Raw genomic sequence first — 9,587 nt, 5'->3', positions numbered from 1 at the left:
GCACCGAGCGTCACCACCACCGTGGCCGCGCCCAGCTCACGCAGGTACGCGGCCACCCCCTCGACCGGCTCGCGCGGGTAGAGCAGCGCGGCGTCGGCGGTGCTCAGCTTGACCAGGTGCGCGCCCGCGGCGAACTCGGCCACCACCTCGCGCAGCCCCTCCAGCGCGGCCGGCCCGTCGAGCAGGTGGGGGCGTACGTTCGGGTCGAAGACGCGCAGCCCGGCGGCGAGCGACCAGGCCCGGCGCGCGGCGGCCAGGGTGCGCGGTTGCACCAGCACGACCGAGCCGCAGTAGAGCACGTCCGCGCCCTCCAGCAGCGCCAGGTCCAGCTCGTCGGCGCCGAGCAGGCTGTAGGAGGGCGGCTCGCCGTAGAAGCGGAAGTCGGGTTCCGGCCCGTCGTACGTGACCACCGCGAGCGCGGTCGACGCCGGCACCGTGACCGCACCGGCGAGACCGACGCCGACATCGGTCAGGAAGCCGCGAATCCGCCCGCCCAGCACGTCGTCGCCGAGCGAGCCGACGAACTGCGCCGCACCGCCGAGCCGGGTCACCCCGACGGCGACGTTGAGCGGCCCACCGCCGATCGCCTGCCGGTAGACCCGTTCCCCGTCGCGCTCGGTGTCGAGCAGGTCGACGAGCGCCTCGCCGAACACCACCGCGTACCCCATCGAAGTCCCTTCGTCGTCAGCCGGCAGCGTCCCGGCGTGCCGCACGCCGGCCCGCCGAGGGAACGATCGGGCGGACATGGTCCGCTGGCACCAGGCTGGCACAACGGACGCCCTGCTGGGCGGCGAAGACGCGGTACCGGTGCGGCGTCAGCCCGGGTGGTGGATCGGCCCGTCGAGCGCGGACAGGGGCCGGCCGCTGCCGCCCCAGCGGGCGGCGACGATCTGCGCGGCGACGCTCACCGCGGTCTCCTCGGGCGTACGACCGCCGAGGTCCAGCCCGATCGGTGAGGCGAGCCGGTCGAGCTGCTCCGGGCTGAGCCCGGCCTCGCGCAGCAGCTTGTGCCGCTCGTCGTGGGTACGCCGCGACCCCATCGCGCCGACGTACGCCAGCGGTTGGCGCAGGGCCAGCGCCAGCAGCGGCACGTCGAACTTCGGGTCGTGGGTGAGTACGCAGACGACGGTGCGCGCGTCGACCCGGCCGGCGTCGACCTCGGCCCGCAGGTAGCGGTGCGGCCACTGCACCACCACCTCGTGCGCGTCCGGGAAGCGCCGCCCGGTGGCGAAGACGGCCCGGGCGTCGCAGACGGTCACCTGGTAGCCGAGGAACGCGCCGATCCGGGCCACCGCGGCCGCGAAGTCGATCGCCCCGAAGACGATCATCCGGGGCGCGGTGGCGTACGCGGCCACGAAGAGGCTGAGGCCGGCGCCCCGGCGCTGCCCGTGGTAGCCGTACCGGAGCACGCCGCTGTGCCCGGCGGCGAGCAGTCCGAGCGCGTCGTCGGTCGCGGCGTCGTCCAGCCGGTCGTCGCCGAGCGAGCCGGTCACCTGCCCACCGGTCAGCACCAGCCGTCGGCCCAGTCGCCCCGCCGGGTCGGTCGGGGCCGCGCCCGGGGGGTCGCCGGCGTCGGCGGCCACGCAGGTGATGACCGCGGCCGGTTCGCCGGCCCGTCGCGCGGCGGCGACCGCGTCCAACTGCGCGAGGGCGCCGCCGTCGATCCGCTCCACGAACACGTCCAGCATCCCGCCGCAGGTCAGGCCCACGGCGTACGCCTCGTCGTCGCTGACGCCGTAGTGGACCAGCTCGGGTACGCCGGTGTCGAGCACGTGGCGGGCGCGCTCGTAGAGGTCGGCCTCGACGCAGCCGCCGGAGACGCTGCCGGTGACCGTGCCGTCGGCGGCCACGAGCATGGCGGCGCCGGGCGGCTGGGGCGCCGATCGCCAGGTGGCGACGACGGTGGCCAGGGCGACCGGCTCGCCGGCGCGGCAGCGGCGGTGCAGGTCGTCGAACACGTCGGACACGCGCTGCCGCCTCCTTCGTCTCGTCGCCGTCCGGTCCCGCCGTACGACCGACAGGGCGAGGTGCGCCGCCCCGACGCGGGAGATCTGCCCGGACGGCCGTCGTCGCCGTGGGGATGCAGACCATCACTATAGGAGAGATCCCGCCGATCCGATCCGGAGACGGGTGAGCCGACGACGGCACGACGGGCCGCGTCACCCGCGTTTTCACACATCGAGGATCGACTATTGCGCCGACGACGGTCGCGTGGTGGGATGACGCGTACCGGGCGGTGCGAGGGCTGCCGCGCCGCCGGTTGCCGGGTTGGTTCGACGCGAGGGCACCGGTCCAGGACAGGACCGTTGATGGCGTGTGTCCGCTGGCCGCTCTTCGGCCGGGGCACGTCACTGTGATCGCCGCAACCGCCCGCACGGCGCTGCGACGACACCACAACCCCACCCGATTGCGGCGGGGCGGCTCGGGCGGCACGCCTCGCGAGTCAGGAGAACCCGTGAACCGTTCCCGTACGGCCGCGTTGCTCACCGCGGCCCTTACCCTCGCGCTGGGCGCCGTAGCCCTGGCGTCCAGTCCGCAACCGGCCGCCGCGCACGGCGCGGCGATGACGCCGGGCGCCCGGACCTACCTCTGCTGGCAGGACGGCCTCAGCCAGACCGGCGAGATCAAGCCGAACAACCCCGCGTGCGCCGCCGCGGTGGCGCAGAGCGGGACGAACTCGCTCTACAACTGGTTCAGCGTGCTGCGCTCGGACGCCGGTGGTCGCACCACCGGCTTCATTCCGGACGGGCAGCTGTGCAGTGGTGGCAACACCGGCTACCGGGGCTACGACCTGCCCCGCACCGACTGGCCGCTGACCCACCTGACCTCCGGCGCGCGACTGGACTTCCGGTACAGCAACTGGGCGCACCACCCGGGCACCTTCTACTTCTACGTCACCAAGGACAGCTGGAGCCCGACCCGGGCGCTGGCCTGGAGTGACCTGGAGGAGCAGCCGTTCCTGACGGTGACCAACCCGCCGCAGCGCGGCGGCGTCGGCACCAATGACGGTCACTACTACTTCAGCGGCAACCTGCCGTCGGGCAAGAGCGGCCGGCACATCATCTACTCCCGCTGGGTGCGCTCGGACTCGCAGGAGAACTTCTTCGGCTGCTCCGACGTGGCCTTCGACGGCGGCACCGGCCAGGTGACCGGTGTGGGTCCGGGCGGCTCGAACCCGCCCACCACCCCGCCGCCGACCACGGCTCCGCCCACCACGCCGCCGCCGACCACCCCGCCGCCGACCACGCCTCCGCCCACGACGCGGCCGCCGACCACCCCGCCGCCGACCACGCCGCCGCCGTCGACCGGTGACTGCATGGCCGTCTACAAGGTGACCAGCGCCTGGCAGGGCGGTTTCCAGGGCGAAGTCACGATCATGAACCACGGCAGTACGCCGTTCGCCGGCTGGACCGCGAGCTGGACCTGGCCCAACGGGCAGGTGATCAATCAGATCTGGAGCGCCACTCAGACGACGTCCGGCGCCTCGGTGACGGCGACGAACGTCTCGTACAACGGCACGGTCGCACCCGAGGGCACGACCACGTTCGGCTTCCTGGCCAGCAGCACAGGAACGAACGGCATCCCGACGGTGACCTGCGCGCGCCGCTGACGTTCCCTGAAATGATCAAGAGGTTTGCGTCACCCGGAGTCACTCGGGTGACGCAAACCTCTTGATCGACAGGGTGGGGTCGCTGGATCAGCGGACCATGGAGCCGACCACCGGCTTCGTCAGCAGAGCCGACTGGTTGCGCTGGATGCCCGGGTCGAGCGTCTTGGCCACGAAGATGGCGTGCCAGATGCAGAAGATCAGCACCGTCCACACCTTGCGGGAGTGGTCGGCCTCCTCCCGCTTGTGCTCGTCGAGCAGCCGCAGCGCGTACGACAGGTCGAGCAGGTCACCCGCGCCCGAGGTGCTCAGCACGTGCCGGGCCCACTCGTACATCTCGCCGCGCAGCCAGACCCGGGTGGGCGTCGGGAAGCCCAGCTTCTTACGGTTGACGATCGCCGGCGGCACGACACCCTGCAACGCCTGACGCATCGCGTACTTGGTGGCGTCGGAGCGCGGCGGCAGCTTGAGATCCACCGGGATCTTCGCCGCGACGTCGAACACCTCGCGGTCGAGGAACGGCACCCGCACCTCCAGCGAGTGCGACATCGAGATCCGGTCGGCCTTGACCAGGATGTCGCCGCGCAGCCAGGTGTAGAGGTCGACGTACTGCATCTTGGTGACGTCGTCCAGCTCGGTGCACTCGGCGTAGATCGGCGCGGTCACGTCCGTGTAGCGCACCGAGGGGTCGTAGCGGCGCAGCAGGTGCTGCTTCTCCTCCTCGGTGAACATCCGGGCGTTGCCGTAGTAGCGCTCCTCGATCGGGGTGGTGCCGCGCTCCAGGAAGCTCTTGCCCTTGACCCCCTGCGGGATCGCCTTGGAGACCGCCCGCAGGCCCTTCTGCACGCCGCCGGGCAGGCCGTTGACGGTGCCGAGCGACAGCGGCTCCCGGTAGATCGTGTAACCGCCGAAGAACTCGTCGGCCCCCTCTCCGGAGAGCACCACCGTGACGTGCTCGGCGGCCTTCTTCGCCACGAAGTAGAGCGGCACCAGCGCCGGGTCCGCCACCGGGTCGTCGAGGTGCCAGACGATCTTCGGCAGCGCGTCGATCATGTCCTGCGGACCGATCTTGGTGGGGATGGTGGTGACGTCCAGGTGCCGGGCCGACTCCTGCGCGACGTCGATCTCCGAATATCCCGGCACGTCGTAGCCGACGGTGAAGGTGAGGATGTTCGGGTTGAACTCGCGGGCCAGCGCGACGACCGCTGTCGAGTCGATGCCGCTGGACAGGAACGACCCGACCGGCACGTCGGAGCGCATGTGCATGCGTACGCTCTCGCGCAGCGTCTCGCGGATCTCGTGGTAGAGCTTCTGCTCATCGTCGACCGGCGCGGGCCGGAACACCGGCCGGTACCACCGGCGTACGTCGATCCGCCCGCCCGGGGACCAGGTCAGGTACTCCCCCGAGCCGATGCGGCTGATGCCCTTGTGCAGGGTGCCGGGCTCGGGAACGTACTGCAGCGTCAGGTAGTGGCTCAGGTTGGCCGCGTCGACACCCGCGTCGCCCTGGTAGTTGCTGTGCGCGAACGGCAGCAGCGCCTTCTTCTCCGACGCCAGGTAGAGGCCGTCGGCGGTCTCCAGGTAGTGCAGCGGCTTGATGCCGAAGTAGTCGCGGGCGCCGAACGCGCGCCGTTCCTGCCGGTCCCAGATGACGAAGGCGAACATGCCACGCAGGCGGGTGAGCACCTGCTCGCCCCAGTGGTGGTAGCCGGCGACGATCACCTCGCCGTCACCGGCGGTCGCGAACTGCGCGCCGAAGTTCCGGACGAGCTCGTCGCGCAGCTCGATGTAGTTGTAGATCTCACCGTTGAAGGTGAGCAGATAACGGCCGTTCGCGTAGGGCAGCGGCTCGTGACTCGACGCGACGTCGATAATGGCGAGCCGCTTGTGGGCGAACACGCCGTCCGCGTACCGGCCGGAGGCGTCGCCGACCACCTCGACCCCTGTCTCGTCGGGGCCGCGGTGGTGCAGGCATTCCAATGCTCCGGCGATGTGGTCGCGGTGCGCGGCGGCGTTGCCGTTCGCGCTGAAGAAGGCCAGGAGTCCGCACATGGTGGTCATCTTTCCACGCGGTCCGTCGGCCCGTCGCAGCCGTCCGTCGATCCGGAGCGCTCCCGGCCGCCACCAACACGAACCGGGCACGCGGTACCGTCGGGACCAGCAACGACGCGGAGGGAGCGGCGCAATGACCGAGGAACGCACCGACGGTACGCCGACAGACGGCACGGAATCGCACGATCCGGACTTTCCGGAGGCGTTCCTGTCCTTCATGCGGCAGGGCTGGCGGGACACCGAACTCCCGGTCATGCCCCGTCCCGAGGCACCCAACTACGCCAAGCGCCGCGCCGCGCTCTCGGCGGCGTTCCCCGGCGAGACACTGGTCATCCCGACCGGCGGCGAGAAGGTCCGCGCCAACGACACCACCTACCCGTTCCGGCCGGGCAGCGACTTCGCCTACCTGACCGGCGACCACGACCCGGACAGCGTGCTGGTGCTGCGCCCGAACGGCTCGGGGCACGACGCGACGCTGTTCATGCGGCCCCGCTCGTCCCGGGAGACCGACGAGTTCTTCCGCAGCCGGCACGGCGAGCTGTGGGTCGGCCGGCGACACACCCTCGGCGAGAAGTCCACCGAGCTGGGCATGCCCACCGCCGACCTGAGCGGCCTGGAGGCGGCGCTGGCCGACCTGGCACCCGGTCGCACCCGGGTGCTGCGCGGGTTCGACGCCCAGGTCGACGCGGCCGTCCGCCCGTACGACGGGGTCCGCGCCGAGGGGCAGCCGCCCCGCGACCGGGAGCTCGCGATCGCCATCTCGGAGCAGAAGCTGGTCAAGGACGAGTGGGAGATCGGCCAGCTTCAGGACGCCGTCGACGCCACGGTGCGCGGCTTCGAGGACGTGGCCCGGATCCTCCCCGCCGACCGCGCCGTCTCGGAGCGACTGCTGGAGGGGATCTTCGCGCTGCGCGCCCGCCACGACGGCAACGACGTCGGGTACGGCTCGATCGTCGGCGCCGGCGAGCACGCCACGATCCTGCACTGGGTGCACAACCACGGCACCACCCGTCCCGGTGACCTGCTGCTGATGGACATGGGCGTCGAGGGGCACAACCTCTACACCGCCGACGTCACCCGGGTGTTGCCGGTCGACGGCCGGTTCACCCCATTGCAGCGCCAGGTCTACGACGCCGTGTACGCCGCGCAGCAGGCCGGCATCGACATCATCAAGCCCGGCGTGGCGTTCAAGGACGTCCACCTGACCGCCATGCGGGTCCTCGCCGAGGCGCTCAAGGACCTCGGGCTGCTCCCGGTGAGCGTGGACGAGGCGATGGACCCGGCCTCGACGGTCTACCGCCGGTGGACGCTGCACGGCACCAGCCACATGCTCGGCATCGACGTGCACGACTGCGCCAACGCCCGCAAGGAGCACTACCGCGACGGCGTGCTCGGCGAGGGCTATGTGCTGACCGTCGAGCCGGGGCTGTACTTCCAGCCGGAGGACGAGCTGGTCCCCGAGGAGCTGCGCGGCACCGGCGTGCGGATCGAGGACGACATCCTGGTCACCGCTACCGGCGCGGTGAACCTCTCGGCCGGCCTGCCGCGCCGCTCCGACGAGGTGGAGACCTGGCTGGCCGAGCAGCGCGAGGCGGGTCCGCGCCTGCCCGGCTGACCCGGTACGACCCCCGGCGGGCCCCGCCCCCGGTGCCAGCGACGTTTTCCGTCGTCCTGACACCGGTGGCGGGGCCCGTCGCTGTTTGCGCTGCCCAGGGCCTTTCTTCACGCCCTGCGCCCCGGTGTACCCACCCGACCGACGTGAGGCGAATGCGGGCTTTTTTCGGATAAGTCTGCCTCGCGAGGATCCTTCTCATACGGTGTGGATAACAGGCTGCAACCCATTTGTAGCTGCTCGTGCCGCTCAAGTGGTACGAGCCCGTCTGGTAGCAGGAAAGGGCGGAAGGCTCTGATGTCCAACGACGTAACGACTCCCGACGGCGGGGCCCCAGCGGCCGCGCCGTCGACTAGGCGACGCAAGCTGTGGGTCGCCACCGGCGTGGCCGGCCTGACCGGCGTCGTCGGTCTGGCGGCACTGGGCGGGCTGGCTGCCCGTGACCACAAGCCCGACGACGCACAGCGGGCCAGCGACTCGCAGGCGGCGCCGAAGCAGAACGTCAGCGACGCCGGCCAGGCCGAAGGCCAGGACGACGGTAAGGACCGGGATGAGCGTGGCAAGGACCGGGATGAGCGTGGCAAGGACCGGGATGAGCGTGGCAAGGACCGGGACGGGCGTGGCGAGGACCGGGATGAGCACGGCAGGGTGCGGGAGGTGCCTTGTGACGATGAGAAGCTGATCGAGGCGATCGATCTGGCGAACCGGGACCAGGGCGGCACGTTGAAGCTGGCCCCGCACTGCACCTACGAGTTGAGCTTCTCCGACAAGAAGTCCGGTACGGGTCTGCCGACGATCCGGCAGGAGATCACGATCAAGGGCAACGACGCGACGATCAAGCGGGACTCCGAGGACGCGTTCCGGATCTTCCGGGTCGCCGACGGCGGCGACCTGACCCTGAAGGACCTCACCGTCAAGGACGGCAACGCCGCCGAGTTCAAGTACGGCGCGCCGCAGGGCCCCGGCGGCCCGCAGGTTGCCGACGCGCCGCAGGCTGCGGACGTGCCGCAGGCTGCCGACGTTCCTTCGGCGGCCCCGGAGAAGCCCGCGCCGCCGATGAAGAAGGACGGCGATGCCGACGGCGGTGCGCTGCTGGTCGAGCGCGGCGGCAGCGCCCACCTGGAGAAGGTCGAACTGACCCGCAACAACGCCGAAGGCAACGGCGGCGCCATCGCCAACTTCGGCCGGGTCGACCTCGACGACAGCGAGGTCGAGAACAACCACGCCCGGGAGAACGGCGGCGGCATCTTCAACGTCGGCGTACTCAAGGTCAAGGGGTCCTCCGACGACAAGGACTGGTCCTCCCACGGCCAGGGCGGGTCCGCCGACGGCAAGGCCGACGGCAAGAACGACGACAAGAACGACGGCAAGAACGAGTTCTCCCACGAGCGGGATCACGAGTCCCGCATCACCAACAACACCGCCGGTGACAACGGCGGCGGCATCGCCAACGGCCGCGGCAAGAAGGAAGAACACGGCAAGGACAAGGACAAGAACAACGACTACTGGCCAGGCGTGCAGGGCCGCGACGAGGCCGGCAGCGTGGAGATCTTCAAGACCTCCATCGACGGCAACACGGCCAACGGCAACGGCGGCGGCGTGTTCAGCTCCAGCGGCTTCGTCAAGATCGTCCTGTCGAGCATCACGAAGAACACCGCCTGCGAAAGCGGCGGCGGCATCTACGCCCGCAACACCAACCTCGACCTCGAGAAGGTCATCGTCGCCAAGAACCACGCCAGCAAGGACGGCGGCGGCGTCGTCAACACCGGCGGCGAAGAAAAGAAGAAGGAAGGCCCCTCCTCCAGCGACGACAAGAAGGACCAAAAGGAGCAGGAAGCCACCGCCACCATCGCCGACAGCGAGATCGTCGAGAACACCGCCGGACGCTTCGGCGGCGGCATCTTCAACGGCGACCCCGACGTCAAGCTCAAGGAAGGCTTCGAGGAGCCCGACAACAAGGACAACAAGGACGACAACGCCCGCCTCACCCTGCGGGACACCGAAATCAAGGCCAACACCGCCCTCAACGGCGGCGGCATCTTCAACAACAAGGGCACAGTCACCCTGACCAAGACCCGCGTCACCAAGAACACCGCCACCGACTCCTCCAAGACACACCGAGTCGCCGGCGGCATCCTCAACAACAACGGCAAGGTCCGCCTCGACGAAAAGTCGACCATCACCAACAACGACCCCACCAACTGCGCCGGCACCGTCAAGGACTGCTTCAACTGACCAGCGCATGATCGCGGGAGTCCCTTTCCGCCGTGTGGCGGAAAGAGGGGCCGGTGTTACCAGTGGGACGGATGAGCAGGA

Annotated in this window: 6 protein-coding genes; 3 read left to right on the top strand and 3 right to left on the bottom strand. The window is 70.4% G+C overall.

The window, feature by feature from the left end; genetic code table 11:
• A partial coding sequence (locus AB0J68_RS18620; protein WP_363939598.1) for a PfkB family carbohydrate kinase occupies positions 1–668 on the bottom strand: 668 nt, incomplete at its 3' end.
• A 147-nt stretch (positions 669–815) separates the two neighbouring features.
• The gene (locus tag AB0J68_RS18615; protein WP_355139360.1) at positions 816–1,967 is read right to left on the bottom strand and encodes an XdhC family protein; all 1,152 of its coding nucleotides are present in this window, start codon (positions 1,965–1,967) and stop codon (positions 816–818) included.
• 488 nt (positions 1,968–2,455) lie between these two features.
• Between AB0J68_RS18615 and AB0J68_RS18610 the strand changes: the two genes are divergently transcribed.
• Positions 2,456–3,610 carry a lytic polysaccharide monooxygenase gene (locus tag AB0J68_RS18610; protein ID WP_355067134.1) on the top strand — a complete coding sequence of 385 codons (1,155 nt, stop codon included), beginning with the start codon at positions 2,456–2,458 and terminating at the stop codon, positions 3,608–3,610.
• 87 nt (positions 3,611–3,697) lie between these two features.
• On the opposite strand, the gene asnB is transcribed toward AB0J68_RS18610, so the two are convergent.
• Positions 3,698–5,659, bottom strand: coding sequence for an asparagine synthase (glutamine-hydrolyzing) (gene asnB / locus AB0J68_RS18605; RefSeq protein WP_363939596.1), 1,962 nt, complete (start codon positions 5,657–5,659; stop codon positions 3,698–3,700).
• Positions 5,660–5,792: 133 nt separating this feature from the next.
• On the opposite strand from asnB, the gene AB0J68_RS18600 reads away from it, so the two are divergent.
• Together AB0J68_RS18600 and AB0J68_RS18595 are read left to right on the top strand one after the other, a co-directional pair.
• Entirely contained in the window at positions 5,793–7,274 is a 1,482-nt protein-coding gene (locus AB0J68_RS18600) for an aminopeptidase P family protein (RefSeq protein WP_363939595.1), read from the top strand.
• A 294-nt stretch (positions 7,275–7,568) separates the two neighbouring features.
• On the top strand, positions 7,569–9,506 hold the full coding sequence (locus AB0J68_RS18595; RefSeq protein WP_363939593.1) for a hypothetical protein: 1,938 nt from the start codon (positions 7,569–7,571) through the stop codon (positions 9,504–9,506).
• The last annotated feature ends 81 nt before the right edge of the window (positions 9,507–9,587 follow it).

Source organism: Micromonospora sp. NPDC049580, from assembly GCF_040675595.1.
Classification (GTDB): Bacteria; Actinomycetota; Actinomycetes; order Mycobacteriales; family Micromonosporaceae; genus Micromonospora.
This window is presented reverse-complemented; position numbering and strand designations above follow the sequence as displayed.